This is a genomic window from Halarsenatibacter silvermanii (genome assembly GCF_900103135.1).
Taxonomy (GTDB): Bacteria; Bacillota; Halanaerobiia; order Halanaerobiales; family Halarsenatibacteraceae; genus Halarsenatibacter; species Halarsenatibacter silvermanii.
The window spans coordinates 107,697-123,834 of the sequence record NZ_FNGO01000001.1 but is presented as its reverse complement, the minus strand read 5'-3'; the positions used below and the strand labels follow the sequence as shown (position 1 = coordinate 123,834).

13 protein-coding genes are annotated in these 16,138 nt (G+C 49.3%); all 13 read left to right on the top strand.

The window, feature by feature from the left end:
* Nucleotides 1–29 precede the first annotated feature (29 nt).
* The 13 genes from BLT15_RS00555 (at nucleotide 30) to BLT15_RS00495 (ending at nucleotide 16,129) form a co-directional block, all read left to right on the top strand.
* Nucleotides 30–980, top strand: coding sequence for a helix-turn-helix transcriptional regulator (locus BLT15_RS00555; protein WP_089757620.1), 951 nt, complete (start codon nucleotides 30–32; stop codon nucleotides 978–980).
* Nucleotides 981–982: 2 nt separating this feature from the next.
* Entirely contained in the window at nucleotides 983–1,144 is a 162-nt protein-coding gene (locus tag BLT15_RS13155) for a hypothetical protein (RefSeq protein ID WP_159429742.1), read from the top strand.
* A 56-nt stretch (nucleotides 1,145–1,200) separates the two neighbouring features.
* Nucleotides 1,201–2,112 carry a bifunctional enoyl-CoA hydratase/phosphate acetyltransferase gene (locus BLT15_RS00550; protein WP_089757618.1) on the top strand — a complete coding sequence of 304 codons (912 nt, stop codon included), beginning with the start codon at nucleotides 1,201–1,203 and terminating at the stop codon, nucleotides 2,110–2,112.
* Nucleotides 2,113–2,628: 516 nt separating this feature from the next.
* Nucleotides 2,629–3,381: an ATP-binding protein gene (locus tag BLT15_RS00540; protein ID WP_089757614.1), complete on the top strand. Its 753-nt coding sequence runs from the start codon at nucleotides 2,629–2,631 to the stop codon at nucleotides 3,379–3,381.
* Between the two features lie 155 nt (nucleotides 3,382–3,536).
* On the top strand, nucleotides 3,537–5,528 hold the full coding sequence (gene cooS, locus BLT15_RS00535) for an anaerobic carbon-monoxide dehydrogenase catalytic subunit (RefSeq protein WP_089757612.1): 1,992 nt from the start codon (nucleotides 3,537–3,539) through the stop codon (nucleotides 5,526–5,528).
* Between the two features lie 55 nt (nucleotides 5,529–5,583).
* Nucleotides 5,584–7,824 (top strand): acetyl-CoA decarbonylase/synthase complex subunit alpha/beta, encoded by a 2,241-nt coding sequence (acsB, locus tag BLT15_RS00530; RefSeq protein ID WP_089757610.1) that lies wholly within the window; start codon nucleotides 5,584–5,586, stop codon nucleotides 7,822–7,824.
* 201 nt (nucleotides 7,825–8,025) lie between these two features.
* Nucleotides 8,026–9,387, top strand: coding sequence for an acetyl-CoA decarbonylase/synthase complex subunit gamma (gene acsC, locus BLT15_RS00525; protein ID WP_089757608.1), 1,362 nt, complete (start codon nucleotides 8,026–8,028; stop codon nucleotides 9,385–9,387).
* A gap of 49 nt (nucleotides 9,388–9,436) precedes the next feature.
* The gene (locus BLT15_RS00520; RefSeq protein WP_089757606.1) at nucleotides 9,437–10,189 is read left to right on the top strand and encodes an ATP-binding protein; all 753 of its coding nucleotides are present in this window, start codon (nucleotides 9,437–9,439) and stop codon (nucleotides 10,187–10,189) included.
* Complete coding sequence (locus BLT15_RS00515; RefSeq protein ID WP_089757604.1) at nucleotides 10,186–10,890, top strand: DUF166 family protein; 705 nt, start codon at nucleotides 10,186–10,188, stop codon at nucleotides 10,888–10,890. The genes BLT15_RS00520 and BLT15_RS00515 overlap by 4 nt, the downstream gene beginning before the upstream one ends.
* A gap of 12 nt (nucleotides 10,891–10,902) precedes the next feature.
* Nucleotides 10,903–11,850, top strand: a complete 948-nt coding sequence (locus tag BLT15_RS00510; protein ID WP_089757602.1) for an acetyl-CoA decarbonylase/synthase complex subunit delta — start codon at nucleotides 10,903–10,905, stop codon at nucleotides 11,848–11,850.
* 122 nt (nucleotides 11,851–11,972) lie between these two features.
* On the top strand, nucleotides 11,973–12,770 hold the full coding sequence (locus BLT15_RS00505; protein WP_089757600.1) for a dihydropteroate synthase: 798 nt from the start codon (nucleotides 11,973–11,975) through the stop codon (nucleotides 12,768–12,770).
* A 297-nt stretch (nucleotides 12,771–13,067) separates the two neighbouring features.
* Nucleotides 13,068–14,981, top strand: a complete 1,914-nt coding sequence (locus tag BLT15_RS00500; protein ID WP_089757598.1) for an ASKHA domain-containing protein — start codon at nucleotides 13,068–13,070, stop codon at nucleotides 14,979–14,981.
* A 38-nt stretch (nucleotides 14,982–15,019) separates the two neighbouring features.
* Nucleotides 15,020–16,129, top strand: a complete 1,110-nt coding sequence (locus tag BLT15_RS00495) for an AAA family ATPase (protein ID WP_143422982.1) — start codon at nucleotides 15,020–15,022, stop codon at nucleotides 16,127–16,129.
* Nucleotides 16,130–16,138 lie beyond the last annotated feature (9 nt).

The following is a 16,138-nucleotide window of genomic DNA, read 5'->3' as shown; positions in this document are numbered from 1 at the left end:
GGAGGGACAAATATCGCGGAGGTTGAGCAATGATGTCTGTCGATAGATTGCTGGCCATAATTTTGAAACTTCTTCATCATGAAAAACTGACAGCCCGGGAGTTAGCCTGCGAGCTGGGGGTTTCAGAGCGAACGATATATAAGGAAATGGCAGTTATCGATGACTCGGATGTACCAGTAATAGCTGAGCCCGGTCCTGATGGTGGATATTCGCTGCTGGAAAGCTTTCATTTGAACAGGGATTTTCTCTCTCTTGAGGAGCTTATCGATCTTTTGTTTGATCTGGCCGCTCTTGAAGAAGAGGAGCCCGAACTGAATAACGCCGAGGCGGTGGCGATTATCCAGGAGGCAATGCCGGAAAAGGGAGGCCGGAACCTTCTGGAAAAGACCGAATTTGCCATCGAACCTTCAGGCTATACCGATCGGAGACTGACCAAGCTCTGTGATTTTTATCGGGCTGTCCAGGAAAAAAGAACTATTGTGCTGGGATATCACGACCGGCAGGAAGGATTCAGCCGGTATTCCGTTGAACCTGCCGATCTTATTTTTAAGGATCGGGAATGGTTTCTTTCTGGTTTCATTCAGGATACGGAAACCTACGAACATCTTGCGCTTGCTGATATAGGAAATTATGAGCTCGGCAAGAAAGGGATCTCCATTTCAGGGGTTCATGGCGGGCTTCAAGAGGATGATACTCCAGCAGAGCGCCAGAAAGAAGTTGAACATATGATCTGTCATCTGCTTTTTTCCCGCCGGGCAGAGCCCAGGGTGCGCAAACTTTTTCCGGAGGCCGCCATAGTCGAAGAAAGAGGTGATGAGATCCTGGTCACTGTCCGCTGGCCCAACAACGAATGGGTTAAAAGAATCATTTTAAGCTTTGGCAGCAGAGCAAGGGTGCTCGCCCCTGCCTGGCTGGCTGCCTCGATCAAGCGGGAAGCAGAAAAGATTGTCAAACAATATAATCTTAAGCAGGAGGATTAGAAATGGAAGGCCCCGGGCTGCTCTGGTTTTTATTGATAGCTTCAATAATACTGTCCCTGGCCTACAGTCTGGGCGGGCACTTTTTGCTGCGGCCGATGATTCAGGCTGCGCTGGTGGGTCTGGGTATATTTATATTTGTTTCCTTTATCGCGCGATTCTGGTGAATAGTGAACGATGATTGTGAACGAAGAACCGCATATAAACATGGGAGGTAGTTAAGTTGATCAATTCGATAGAAGAGCTGCTGGATGAAGCCAGAAAAAAGACTACTCAATCGGTAGTTGTGGCCGGAGCAGGAGGGAGAGAAGTTTTAAAATCGGTGGCTGAAGCAGAGAGTGAGGAAATTCTCCATCCCATTCTGGTGGGAGATAAAGATCTCATCAAGAGAGAAGCAGAAAGTATAGGTTTTTCACTGGATGAGGAGAGGATTATATCGGCTGAAGGCAAAGCTGAAATTTGCCGCCGTTCGACCGAGCTGCTGGCTGATGGCAGTGCCGATGTTATGATGAAGGGCCTGGTCGACACTTCGAGATTGATGAGAGAAATTTTGAGAGATAAATACGATCTGAAAACGGAAAGGTTGATAAGCCATATTGTGCTGGCCGAAGTTCCGGCCGTCGACCGTTTGTTTTTGATAAGTGATGGGGGAATGAATATAAATCCATCCCTCTCTGAAAAGATAGAGATAATTCAAAACGCCATAAATGCCGCCCGCAGGCTGGGCTGGAGTCAGCCCAAAGTGGCTTTGATGGCAGCAGTTGAGAAAGTCAGGGATAATATTCCCGCCACTCAGGAAGCGGCTATTTTGAGCAAGATGGCTGATCGAGGTCAGGTCGAAGGAGGCATAGTAGACGGACCTTTTGCTCTTGATAATGCACTTTCTCCCGAAGCTGCCAGAATCAAAGGGATAGAAGGTGAAGTAGCCGGGCAGGCCGATATCCTGATAACTCCTGATCTCAATTCGGGCAATCTTCTGGGGAAAAGCGTTATATACATGGGTGGAGGTCGCTTTGCAGCTCTTCTGGGAGGCACCCGCAAACCGATAGTGGTTACTTCGCGTTCGGATTCTGCTGACGTGCGATTTATCTCGCTTTCAGCGGCGGTGGTGATGGCCGAATCTCAGGAGACTTAAGCAGACTTTTCTGGAACTATTTTTTTGACAAGTTTCAATATTTTTTATAGTGATAAATAGAGTTAGTAAGCAGGTAAACGGTGTTTTATAAAGAAATAATAAAGAGGGAAGACAGCTCAAAGCCGTTGTTTTTTACCCACGATAAACTAAATCATAGCAATCTTTCAAACGATAAACTAAATCATAGCAATCTTTCAAACAAATGCTGCTGTGAAAAAAATAATTTTCAAACCCCTTTAAGGAGTATGATAAACGGTTTAAATGCTTTTAAAGTCGATTAGCTGCCGCTATCTTTGCTTATTTTAGCTATTTTACAGAGAAATATGTTTTTTTCAGGTAATTCTAAATATAACTTTACATCGAAGGAGTGGAATGATATCCTAAAGACAGCTGATTTGACGGGAAGTTACCGTCTAAAGATGTCACTGACCGGACCAGGGGAGTAAAGAGATTAGAGCTAACTGATTAATGTGAACGTATTAACAAAATCTGTGTTTTCAGCGGGGAAGTGAAATAATGAAAATAGCAGTATCAGGTAAAGGTGGCGTGGGCAAGACCACCATTTCAGCCAGTATCACCAGATATTTGCAGGAAAACGGTTACGAAGTATACGCAATAGATAGCGATCCTGATGCCAATCTGGCTGCTATGCTCGGAATAGAAGAAAAGGTAAAGCCACTTGTTGAACTCGATGAGGTCATCAAGGAAAAGGTCGGAGAAAAGGGAGGACTTTACACTTTAAATCCCGAGGTCGACGATGTTCTGGAGGAATATGCTGTCAGACAAAATGGTTTGAATTTTTTGAGGATGGGAGAAGTCAAAAAAGCCAGCTCTTCCTGTTACTGTCCTGAAAACAGTTTTCTCAAAGCGATTATGAACTCTCTGGTCTTCACCAGGGACGAGGCAGTGGTTCTCGACATGGGGGCTGGAATAGAGCATCTCACCCGCGGCACCTCGGCCGGTGTCGATCTTATGCTGATTGTTCTGGAGCCCAGCAGTATAAGTGTGGATACGGCCAGGACAATTCAGGGACTGGCTGAGGAGGCCGGAGTAGGCCGAATAGAATTTATCGCCAACAAAGTGAGAAGCGAGGAGGAGCGTTCGCTGCTGGAAGAGGAACTCGGTTCGGATCTTTTGGGAGTGATCGATTTCAAAGAAGAGCTTCTGCGTTCGGGTTTTTCTGCCGAAGATGAGAGAGAACTTCTAGAAGATGAGATCGCCCGGATTTTTCAAAAACGAGACCTCTTCGGCGAGATTGCAGAAGGATAAGTTTCCGATCATCTTAATATAGCACGAAAATTCAAGAGAAGAACTGACCAGGATCGGGAATGACAGTTAAAATTTTGGCGACCAGCATAAGAGCACCAGCATAAGTATTCAGATATAGCAGAACCAAAAATCAGACTATCAGGAGGTTATCAAAAATGTCAGAGGAGAAAAAAAATAATGAAGAAATGACCGATGATATGGCTTCGCGCTCCGCTCTCGAAAATGCCCGGGACAGCGGTGTAAGCACTGCCTGGGACAGATATGAGCAGCAGAAGCCTCAGTGCAATTTCGGCACGGAGGGTATTTGCTGCAGAATTTGTAACATGGGCCCCTGTAGAATAATTCCCGGCCGTCAGGAAGAGGGCGTCTGCGGTGCAGATGCTGCTACGATAGTGGCCCGCAATTTTGTCCGGATGATAGTCGGAGGCAGTTCAGCCCACTCCGATCACGGCCGCGGAGTAGCTCAAACCTTTCTGGAAGCGGCTAAAGGAGAGGCCCCCGGTTATGAGATCAAAAACGAAGAGAAGCTAAAAGAGGTGGCTGAGACTTTCGATGTTGAGACCGAAGATCGCGATATAAATGAGATAGCTATCGAGGTCGGAGAAAAAGCGGTGGCCAGCTTTGGCAGTCAGGAAGGAGAGCTCGAATTTATCTCCCGGGCCCCGGAAAAGCGAAAGGATATCTGGCGCCGCAACGGCGTAGTTCCCCGGGGAATAGATATCGAGAATGTAGAAGCCATGCACCGCACAACCATGGGTGTCGATCAGGATTATAAGAACATTCTCAAACAGGGCACTAAAGCCGCCCTGGCCGACGGCTGGGGAGGTTCGATGATAGCGACCGAACTGCAGGATATTTTATTTGGCACTCCCGGCCAGCCCGAAAAAGGCGGCAAAAAAGATGCGGTAAAGTTCGATGCCAATCTGGGTGTGCTGGATGAGAACATGGTCAACCTTGTTGTGCACGGACATGAGCCCTTAATATCCGAGATGATCGCCATAGCTGCCCAGGAAGAGGAAATTCAGGAATATGCCAGGGAAAAAGGTGCTGAAGGAATCAATATTTCCGGTATCTGCTGTACCGCAAATGAGCTTCTCCAGAGACACGGAATCCCGGTAGCAGGCAACTTTCTGCAGCAGGAACTGGCCATATCGACTGGAGCTGTGGATATGATGATGGTCGATGTTCAGTGCATAATGCAGTCGCTGGAGAGAATGCTGCCCGATTACCACACCAAACTGGTAACCACCACCGAAAAAGCCAAAATGCCCATGGCCGAGCATATCGAATTCGACGAAAGTCAGCCGCTTGAGTCCGCCCGGGAACTGCTCAAAGCGGCCATAGATAACTTCCCCAAGCGCGAAGGAGTCAACATTCCCGAGGAGAGCGAAAAGGCCCTGGCTGGATTTTCACACGAATTCATCAAATACATGCTGGGCGGCAGTTATCGCTCTTCTTACTGGCCTTTAAACAGCAACATCAAGGACGGCAAGATAAGAGGCGTGGCCGGAGTGGTAGGCTGTAACAACGCTGCCATGCCGCTCGATAAAATGCACGTGCCGATGGTAGAAGAGCTGATAGCCAACAATGTGCTGGTAGTTCAAACAGGCTGTGCTGCCATAGCCAGTGCTAAAGCCGGTCTCATGCAGCCGGAAACTGCTCTCGAAAAAGCAGGTGATGGGCTGGCCGAAGTCTGCGAAGCAGTCGGAATCCCTCCTGTGCTGCACGCCGGAGCCTGTGTCGATAACAGCAGAATTCTCAACGCTCTGGCCGAGATGGTAAATGTCGGTCAGGAAAACAGCCGGCTCAACATCGGTGATGACGTCAGCGAACTGCCGGTAGCAGGTGCAGCTCCTGAGTGGATGAGCGAGAAAGCCATCGCCATAGGACATTATTTCGTAACCTCCGGAGTCTATACCGTATTCGGCGGTGACTTCCCCACAGTCGGCAGCGAGGTCTTCACCGAATATCTATTCGATGAAATCGAAGACATTTACGGTGCCACCTGGGATGTGGCTGAGACACCTTCGGAGATGGCCGGCAAGATGATCGATCATATCGATAAAAAGCGTGAAGAGCTGGGCATCGGAGAAGGTGCTGAGAGAGTGCTCTTCGATATGGACATGAGAAGAGAGATGCAGGAATAAATAACCATATAAAAAAACAGAAAAATTGCCTGAATAATGCAAGGAGGTAAAGTAAATGTCAAAGAAAATTGCATCTGCTGCTATTAGAGGCGCAAAAGATGTTTATCAGGAGGCCCGGGAGGAGCTCGACCAGGCTTTAGAAGAATACGATTCTGGAGCCAAAGTAGAATTTCCCAATACGGCATATTTTCTGCCGGTCTATTATTCCATGACCGGAACAGAGATAGATACTGTCGGCGGCCTCAAAACAGTACTCGACGATGTAGAACAGCTGCTGCCTGAAGAGCCGAGCGATGAGCTCTGGACACCCTATCTGGGCCACACGCTCGATGCGGGTATGGCTACCCTCTTCGCGGACGAGGTAATAGAAGGCTTGAAATATGTGGAAGAGCCTATTCCCTATCATATGGAGGAGAACTGCCCGCCGGAAGGCGATGATTTCTGGCTGGGAGCAGCCAATGATAACATGTTCAGAAAGCGCGGTCTTGAGTTTGTTGACGGCAGCGCTCCCGGTTTTGCTGCTATAGTCGGAGCTGCTCCGGATAACGAGACTGCGGTCGATATAGCCAAGGAACTTCAGGAAAAGAACCTCTATGTATTCATGAGCGGCTCCAACCCGGAAGGGGTCAGTTTCGCAGAGCAGCTGCGAGAAGAAGGCGTCCAGATGGGCTGGGACACGCGACTGGTTCCCTTCGGTAAAGACATCACGGCTACCGTTTTCGCCCTCGGATTTGCTTCGAGGGTTGCCATGGCCTTCGGTGGAGTAGAGCCCGGCGATTATAGGCGCAATCTAACCTATAACAAGAATAGAACTTATGCTTTCGTGCTCGCCCTGGACGAAGTCGATGACAGGAAGTATGCTCAGGCTGCCGGAGCCATCAATTTCGGCTTCCCAACTGTAGCCGATACTGATATACCGGAAATTCTGCCCACCGGCATCTGCACCTATGAACACGTTGTGGCCATGCCCAAGCAGACCGATGAAGAGGATATTCATGACGAGATTGTACAGAAGGCCATCGAGGTTCGCGGCCTGAAAGTCGAAATAGATGAAGTACCCGTCCCCGTCTCCTACGGCCCCGCTTTCGAAGGTCAGATTATTCGCAAGGAAGATGTACACGTGGAGTTCGGCGGCCAGCGCACTCCTTCTTTTGAATACCTGCGCATGTTCGATGACTCCGATGCAGTGGAAGATGGGAAAGTTACGCTGGAAGGACCCGATGTAGACGATGTCGAACCAGGAACGCAGCTGCCGCTGGGAATAGTTGTCGATGTTTATGGCCGTGATATGCAGGAGGATTTCGAGCCGGTCATGGAGAGAATGATTCACACCTATTTCAACCAGGCTTCCGGTATCTGGCACAACGGTCAGCGCGATATCAACTGGATCAGAATCTCTCAGGAAGCCGTGGCCGAAGGATTCACCATCGAGCATATCGGCGATGTTCTCCACGCCCGCCTGCATCAGGAGTACGGAGCGGTAGCCGATAAAATCCAGGTCAGGCTTTACACGGAAGAGGAAAAAGTTCTGGAAAAACAGGAGCTGGCCCGTGAAGCCTATAGTGAGCGCGATGACAGAATCAGGGAGATGACCGATGAGGAGGTCGACACCTTTTATTCCTGTGTTCTCTGTCAGAGTTTCGCTCCCGATCACGTCTGCATAATTACTCCCGAAAGATCGGGACTCTGCGGCGGTTATACCTGGCTCGATGCCAAGGCCAACTATGAAATCATCCCCTCAGGTCCCAACCAGCCGGTCAAAAAAGGCGAGTGTCTGGATGAGGTATCTGGAAAATGGCGGGGTGTCAATGAATATCTGGAAGAAGCATCGCGCGGTAATCTCACGGAATTCAGCGCCTATTCGATGATGGATGCTCCTATGACCTCCTGCGGCTGTTTTGAGTGTATAGCCACTCTGGTGCCTACTGCCAACGGAGTCATGATAGTACCGCGAGAATTCGACGGTATGACCCCGGCCGGTATGACCTTCTCCACGATGGCCGGTCAGGTCGGCGGCGGCGTTCAGACGCCTGGTTTCATCGGCATTTCCAAACTTTACATCACCAGCGATAAGTTCATCTCGGCTGACGGCGGACATCCCCGCATAGTATGGATGCCCAAAACCCTCAAGCAGGATGTAGGCGAGCTGCTCAATAAAAAGGTCGAGGAAAAGCACGGCATCGAGAACTTCACCGAGATGATCGCCGATGAAGAAATAGCCACCAAAGAGGAAGAAGTCGTTGAATTTCTGCAGGAAGTCGGCCATCCAGCTCTGGAACTGGAGCCCATGATGTAAAGATGTAAAATAATAGGCGGCTGTCCCCTCCGGGACGGCCGCTTTACACCTTTCAACTGGTTTGTAATAACGCTCACTTTAAAGTTTTAAGCTGCAGCCATCAAACATAAAATATATATAAATTGCTAAATTGGTGTTGATTCTGAGATTATAGATAAAAAAACAGCAATTATCAAGCACAGAACTGGAGGGATGCAAAAAATGGATCTATCTGCAATGGATATTTATGAACTTCTGCCTCAAACCAACTGTGGCAAGTGCGGGCATCCTACCTGTCTTGCTTTTGCCATGCAGCTGGCTAACAAACAGGTATCGCTCGATGAATGCCCGGATGTTTCAGAGGAGGCCAAAGCCGAGCTGGCCAGCGCTTCTGCACCTCCTATCAAGGAAGTGGTGGTCAAAAGAGGTGATCGAGAGCTGCCGCTGGGAATGGAGACAGTTATGTTTCGTCATGAGGAAACTTTCCACAACCAGCCCGGTATAGGCGGCACGCTCAGCGATACTCTTTCCGAGGACGAGCTCGAGGAGAGACTTGAACGCTATAACGATCTGACTTACGAGAGAATAGGTGAGACGATCGAATTCGAGGTGGTCGGCCTCAACGAGGAGAGCGGTGATGCCGATCAATATGCCGATTTTGTAGGTCAGGTGCTCGAGACCTGCGATAGGATACCGGTATTGATGAGTGAAGATCCAGAGATCATTCAGACAGCTCTGGACGAGAATGAGGAACTGAAGGAAGAAAAACCTCTCATCTACGCTGCGACCGAGGATAACTGCGAGGCTATGGCTGAAATAGCAGCTGAAAATGAAATACCTCTGGCAGTCTGCGGTGACGGTCTGGAAGAGCTGGCCGAGCTGACAGAAAAGATCGAAGAAGCGGGGGCTGAAGAGCTGATACTCGATCCCGGGGCCCGTGACCCTCTCACAGGTATGCAAAATCAGACTCAGATCAGGCGTCAGGCTCTGGAGAATAACTTCCGCCCCCTGGGATATCCCACCATGGCTTTTGCCGCAGGGGAAGATGCCCATGAAACTCTCATGGAAGCCTGCACCTATGTCTGCAAATATGCCGGCATAATCCTGCTCGAGGATGCCCGCAGATGGCAGGCTCTGCCCGTCACGGTGCTCAGACAGAATATTTATACCGATCCCAGAGTTCCACCCACAGTCGAAGCGAAAGTCTTCGAGGTCGGCGAAGATCATGACGAAAACGCTCCCGTCCTGATGACCACCAACTTTGCTCTCACCTACTTTACCGTGGCTTCCGAGGTCGAGTCGAGCAGAGTGCCCTCCTATATTGTCACCGTAGACACCGAGGGTCAATCGGTGTTGACCGCTTACTCGTCGGAGAATTTGACCGCCGAGGTAGCGGCCAACGCGCTCAATGATACCGATTTAACAGACAAAATCGATCATAAAGAGGTAATTATACCCGGTCATGTAGCAGTTATGAGCGGTGAGCTCGAGGTTGAATCGGGCTGGGATGTAGTTGTAGGACCGCGTGAAGCCAGCGGCCTTCCCGGATTTCTGCGGGATTACAGCCCGAACGGCCAGGAATAGCAGTTCCTTTCGGGTGCTCCAATTAAAACGAAGGTCAGGAGGAAAATAAATGCCCTACAATATAGCAGTTGCAGGTAAGGGTGGTACCGGCAAGACCACCGTAGCCAGTCTGGTCATAGGTGAGCTGGTCGAAAAAGAGCTTACGCCGGTGCTGGCAGTCGACGCTGATCCCAACGCCACCCTGAGTGAAGCTCTGAATATCGACGTTCCTTCTACTCTTGGCGATATTCTGGCTGAATCGAGGGATAGGGAAAATATACCTGCTTCCATGGATAAAAGGCGGCATATAGAGTTTCAGATTTCCACCGCCCTGGCGGAAAACAGCGGATTTGATTTGATGGTAATGGGCAGAACGGAAGGGCCGGGATGCTACTGCTCGGTCAACGATATTCTGCGCTCCTATATGGATGAATTAATGCCCAATTATGAGTATGCGGTGCTCGATAATGAGGCCGGAATGGAGCATATCTCCCGGCGCACAACCCGTGATATAGATTTGCTATTGATCGTCAGCGATGAAAATCCCATCGGCGTGCGTTCAGCCGGAAGAATTCACGAGCTGGTCAAGGATCTGGAGATAAATGTTGGCTCCACCTATCTGGTCCTCAACCGGGCCCGGGGAGACGTTCATCCCAGGCTTCAGGAGGAGATAGATAAACTCGATCTGGATCTGGCCGGCACTATACCTGATGATAAGGTGCTTGTAGATTATAATCTGGAACAGCGCTCGCTGCTGGATCTTCCTCAGGACAGCCAGGCTCGCAAAGCCGTGGCTGAGATGATGGATGAGCTGATGGCATGAAGCTGACAATCATCTATCAGGAGACCAATAGAGGCTGGGGCAGCAGAATGGCTTCATTTCTGAAGAAAAATGCTCCTGAGGTATGGAAGGTAAAACTGGTCGAAATGCCGGTTTTGAATCTTCCGGTCATCGATGAACCGGAAAATCATCTGCCGGAAGAAATGCCCGGGACAGATCTGATGCTGGCGCTGATCGAAACCGGATCTCTGGGGCAGCTGGTGCCGGAACTCAGCTTTAAATCCGGGGCCAGGGCTGCTCTTATACCAGTCGATTTCGAAACGGGTATGCCGGCAGGACTTCAACGTCAGATCAAAAGCAGGCTGGAAGAGCAGGATGTGGCTGTGGCTATGCCCGAGCCTTTCTGCTCTCTGACTCCAGTTGGTTACGATGAAAAATTGATCAGAAGCTTTGCTGAGGAATTTGGCCGGCCTGAATTCGAATTTTACTGTCAGGAAAGCCGGCTGGGAAAGGTCGAGGTTGAACGCAGTTCACCCTGCGGCGGCAGCCATTTTGTCGCCGGTGAGATTACCGGCAGCGAGCTTGACGAAGCATCTCAGGAAGCCGGCCTCGCCCATCAATACTATCCCTGCATGGCTTCTGTAGACATCATTCATAGATCAGCTCATGTTACCGAAGCAGCGGTCAAGCGGGCAAGGAAAGACTGCCTGCAGCAAAGCGGTTCGGAAAAAACAACCTCATAGGAGGTATGTATTATGGCAGTGGAAAAAGTAAAGAAGAGTTTTCCCAGGAAGATAAATAAGGTCACCATCGGTACGGGCGAGAACGCCGTCGAGATAGGCGGACATAATGGACTTCCCTTCATGTATGACGAGGCGGATGATCTGGGCGAGCCTGTTATCGCCATGGACATTTTCGATCAGGAGCCCGATAAGTGGACAGATATTTACAAAGATTCGATCGGCAGAGATGTAATCGAGGATCCGGTCAGCTGGGCTGAAAAAGCCGAAGAACTGGGAGTGGATCTTCTCTCTTTGCGTTTGACCCGGCATGCGGCCGAGGAAGATCCGGCCAGTCCCGAGGAATGTGCCGAACTGGCGACTGCGGTTAATGATGCAGTCGATCTGCCTCTTATAATCTGGGGCAGCGGTGATGAGGAACCCGATAACAAAATGTTTCCCGAGGTCAGCCAGGCGCTGGCCGGCGAGCAGTGTCTGATAGGTTCTGTCACCGAGGATAATTATAAAACTATCGCCGCTACCGCTATAGCCGATGGGCATAATATTATCGGTGAATCTCCTATCGATATCAACATTTGCAAGCAGGTAAATATTCTGCTCTCGGATATGGGTTTTCCCACCGACAAGATAGTTATATTCACCACCAACGGTGCCCTGGGGTACGGCATCGAATATGCATACAGCATCATGGAAAGAACCAGGATTTCTTCTCTCGGCGGTGATGAGATGATGGCCATGCCCATCATAGCCGATATAGGTCCAGAAACTCAGCGGGCTAAAGAGGTAAAAGTGTCGGCAGATGATGAACCCAGCTGGGGCAGCCAGGAGGAGAGAACCATAGCCTGGGAGACCTCGACCGCCGTGGCCTATCTGCAGGCCGGGGCCGATATTCTGACCATGGCCAACCCTGACGCGATAGAATACATTCAAAGTTATATCGATCAGATGACTCCAGGGGAATAAATCAGCAGGGCATATTTTAACATATACAGGACTGCTGTTTTATTGCTTCTGTTTCTACCGGGCATGTTCTGCAGGAGTTTGGATAGATAATATAATCGCATTAAAAACGGGGAGGTAAAAAAATGATAATTATCGGGGAAAGAATCAACGGTCAATTTACAGATGTTGAAGAAGCAATTCAAGATCGTGATGAAGAGGTGATTAAGGATCTGGCCCAAAGACAGGTTGAATGCGGGGCGGACTATCTGGACGTAAATGTGGGAACTTCAGTTCCATCTCACGAACGGGAAGAGGCCATGCTCTGGTTGATCGATGCTGTACAGGAGGCTGTGGATGCTCCTATATGTATCGACAGCCCCCGTCAGCCGGTTATTGAAGCCGGTCTGGAGAGAGTAGAAAAGCCCCCCATAATCAACTCCTGTCAGGCTGATATGGATGAGCTCGATACCTACATGAACATGGCCATGGAATATGATTCCGGGCTGATAGCTCTGACGATGGATAAGGATGGCGTGCCCAACGATGATCAAAAACGAGTTGCACTGGCCGGCAATATCGTCATGAAAGCCAGGGAACTGGATTTTGACTTCGATGATCTTTTTGTCGATCCAATCGTCCTGCCTGTGAGCGCTACTCAAACCCAGCCCGGATTTTTGCTGGAGGCCATGCAGCAGATGCAGAATCTTTCCGATCCTTTACCTCACTTTAACGTCGGTCTCAGCAATATATCTTCAAATACCAAGCATAATGAGCTTATCAACCGCACATATATGGTTATGTGCATAGCTCACGGAGTCGATACGGCTATCGTCAATCCCATGGATGAAGAACTGATGGATGCGATCATTACAGCTGAAATTCTGCTCAACGAGCACATATATAATGACGATTATCTGAGTGCCTATCGCAGCAGCAAATAATTTGTTGGTTCCAGCCGGAGTCTGACCGGCAGATGTTTAGGTGAGCAGGATCAGAGATGAGAAAATTATATAGCATTCCGAAATTTATTTCCGGTATACCTGTATTATTACACAAAAAGGCAGGTATACCGGTAACCTATTAGTTGGGGGTTTTGTGCAGTTATCCACAAGCTTTGTCCGGGAGGATGGGAAATATGTTATTGCAGGGTTATAAAAGGGGAGGGTTTTTAAAACAGCCGGTGGGGGATAAATTTTAAAAGATTATTAGCAGGATTTAGCTGGAAAGGAGTTTAAAAAATGACGGAACAATGCACTATCGAGGTAATGCCCGGCGACAAACAGCTCATCTGTGATAAAGGCGATTTTTTGCTCGAGGTTCTGCAGGACAATGAAATTCAGCTGAGGGCTGAATGCGGGGGAGAGGGAACCTGCTGCAACTGTCAGGTTAAAGCTGCTCCGGAAGATAGTATGGAGTACGAAGCTGGCGATAGGCTTGAGGCGGAAAAACGGGAAAACGGCTATTTTCTGGCCTGCCAGGTAAAAGTAACCGACGATATGCAGGTTGAAATACCGGCTTCTTCGCTTATATCGGGCCAGCAGATATTGCTGGGAGAGAGAGAAGAGGACTATCTCGAACACAGGCTGGATCATGATCTTGATATTAAAGCCGAGTCTCTTTATCAGAGGCAGCTGCTTGAGATTCCGGAGCCGAGCCTGCAGGATAATACCAGTGATTTAGAGCGTCTGCGCCGCGAGCTGCAGCAGGAAAACGGAGATGAATTTTATGATATATCCCTCGGGCTGCTCGATCAACTGGCCGGTCTGCTGCGTGACAATGACTGGGAGGTGACGGTGGATTTTTGTGATCAGCTGTCCCATCAGAAGATCATCGGACTTTCCGCCCCCGGTCCAGAGGATTATTACGGAATGGCTGTGGATATCGGCACGACCACCATGGTGGCTTCTCTGCTCGATCCTCAGAAGGGCCGGGAGATGGCTCGAGCCGGCGAATACAATCATCAGGCCCGCTTTGGTGATGATGTAATAGCCCGGATAAATTACGCCAGCAAGAACGAAGGTGGTATAGAGGAAGTTCACAGGGCAGTCGTGGAGACGATCAACGAGTTGATCGATAAAGTGAGAGATCGAGCCGATATAGATAAAAATCAAATAAGATATATCATTACAGCAGGCAATACCACCATGACTCATACCCTGTATGGTATAGACCCCAACCATATTCGCCATTCACCCTTCACTCCGACTTTTTCTCAGGCTCCTACGCTCAGAGCCAGCGAGATCGATCTGGATGCTCACGATCTCGCTCCCATTTACAGTTTTTCTGCCATAGGCAGTTTTGTAGGTGGTGATATAATTTCCGGCGTGCTCTCTTCAGGGCTGTCAGAGCAGGAAGAGATGTCGATGCTGATAGATATAGGGACCAACGGTGAAGTTGTAGTCGGCAATAGCGATTTCCTGATAGCCTGCTCGGCTTCGGCAGGACCTGCTTTTGAGGGCGGCGGCATCGAGAGTGGCGTTAGAGCCATGGATGGAGCAATCGAGCAGATTTATATCGATGATGATTATGAGCCCATCATCAAAACAATAGGGGACAAAGCACCTGTTGGAATTTGCGGAACCGGCCTCATCGATCTCATTGCATCGATGCAGAAAGATGGAATACTGAACCGCTCCGGCCGTTATAATACAGAGATAGAGACCGACAGACTGCGCCAGCGCAGCGAAGACAATCTGGAATTTCTGCTGGTCAGTCAGGAGAAAGCCGGCATCGATGAAGATATAGTTTTGACAGAACATGACATCAATCATGTTCTCAGATCGAAAGCAGCTATCTACGCGGCGGTCAAGATTATCCTGGACAGGCTCTCCTTTACAGAGGAGATGATCCAGAACGTTTATATAGCAGGAGGATTCGGCAATTATCTCAATGTCGATGCTGCCGTGAGATTGGGATTATTTCCCGATCTGCCCCGGGATAGATTTGTATTTATTGGCAACAGTTCGCTGGCAGGAGCCCGTCAGGCCACACTTTCAGCATCAGAATTTAAGCGCTCTCGCGAGATAGCCCGGGAAATGACCTACCTGGAGCTGAGCTCTGAAGAGAACAGCGCCGATTTTATGGACGAATTTGTGGCAGCTAAGTTTATTCCTCATACCGATGTTTCTCTATTCCCCAGTCTGCAGGAGTGAGCTCTGCTCGCTCCCGGCGCTGGAAGGAGGTTTGTAAATTGGAAGACATTTTTGTAGCGGCAACCGGACAGGATCGCGGCAAAACATCATTTGCGGTAGGATTTTTGTCTCTTCTCAACGATAAGGTGGGCAATGTGGGCTTTATGAAGCCGGTCGGCAATCGCTTTGTCGAGACAGAGGATGGTCTCAGGATCGATGAGGATGTGCAGCTGATGGATTCAATTTATGATTTCGACGACAATCTCAAGGATATCAGCCCGGTGATCCTCGACAGTTCTTTTGTCAGGCACTGCATTGAATCCGAGTGTCGTCAGGAGATGGAAAGACAGATCACAGTGGCTTATGATCGGATGGTTCAGGGCCGGGATATGATGGTTATAGAGGGTTCCGGTCAGACCAGCGTGGGTGAAGTGGTCAACCTATCGAACGCCAGGGTGGCCGAAATGCTGGGCAGCAAGGTAATTATTCTGGCCGAAGGTGGAATCGGCAATACAGTCGATAGAGTCATGCTGAATGTGAGTTTTCTCAAACAGTTCGATATCGAAATTCTGGGAGTGGTGCTCAACAAAGTTTATAAAAGCAAGATGGATAAAGTTAAGGAAAAAGCAGGTATGGCTCTGCGGGAGAGAGGTCTGGAGGTGCTGGGGGTCATACCCTATGAGCGCATGCTGACTTATCCCAGCATCGGCCATATAATGGATCAGTTTGAGCATTTTCAGCCCGTTACCGATGTGGGGAAATCCGTGGAAAGCCGCAGCATCAGCAGGGTTGTAATCGGAGCTATGACCCCCCGCGAAGCTTTAAAATATATCGAGGGCAATGAACTGCTGATAACGGGGGGAGATCGCGAAGATATGATGGTTTCAGCGCTCTGCCGCACCGCCATCCATCTCCAGTCAGGTAGAGGAGGGAGCGTTTCGGGTATAATTGCCACCGGCGGTATCACTCCTCACGAATCGATAATAGAAACGGCAGAAAATCTGGGTATTTTAATTATGGAATCACAGGAGGATACCTACACAGTGGCCAGCCGCATCAAGGATATGACCATTAAACTGCGGCCCAACGATCACAAAAAGATAGAGAAGACAAGAAATATCATAGGGGAAAATATTGAAATGGATAGGATAATGCATTTGCTCGAATGATAAATTGAG